Below are 551 nucleotides of genomic sequence, written 5' to 3' on the forward strand. Positions count from 1 at the left end.
ACCCGGGCTCTGTGACCAGGGCCCACACGCGCTCGACCGGGGCGTCGATGGTGACCTCGCGCTCGATCCTGTCTGCAGTGCTCATCGTGTCCTCCGTTGTTCTAGGTGATTTTCTTTGTGCAACCCTAGGGTTGCACAAACTATGGTGAACTGCAACCCATTGGTTGCGCTTCATTGAGATCTGGCCTGGCCCCGCAGTCGCGGAACACGTCAGCGTGGCATGATCGGTGGGTGCGCTTCTACGCCGACCTGCACATCCACTCCAAGTACTCCCGGGCTTGTAGCAAGGACTGTGATCTTGAGCATCTGACCTGGTGGGCCAAGCGCAAGGGCATCAGGGTGGTCGGCACCGGCGACGTCACGCACCCCGCCTGGTTCGCACAGCTCCAGGAGAATCTGGTGCCCGCCGAGCCCGGTCTGTTCCGGCTCCGGCCTGAGTTGGAGAGCGACATCGACCGCGACGTGCCGCCGAGTTGCGTCGCCGACGTCCGGTTCATGCTGTCGGTGGAGATCTCCACCATCTATAAGCGCGCCGAACGCACCCGCAAGGT

At 62.6% G+C, this 551-nt stretch carries 1 pseudogene; it reads left to right on the forward strand.

The features are described from left to right. Window positions 1–231 precede the first annotated feature (231 nt). Window positions 232–551 (forward strand): annotated as a pseudogene (locus ELR45_RS39110) (UvrD-helicase domain-containing protein); the annotation flags it as partial.

This window comes from Phytoactinopolyspora endophytica (assembly GCF_004138495.1).
Classification (GTDB): Bacteria; Actinomycetota; Actinomycetes; order Jiangellales; family Jiangellaceae; genus Phytoactinopolyspora; species Phytoactinopolyspora endophytica.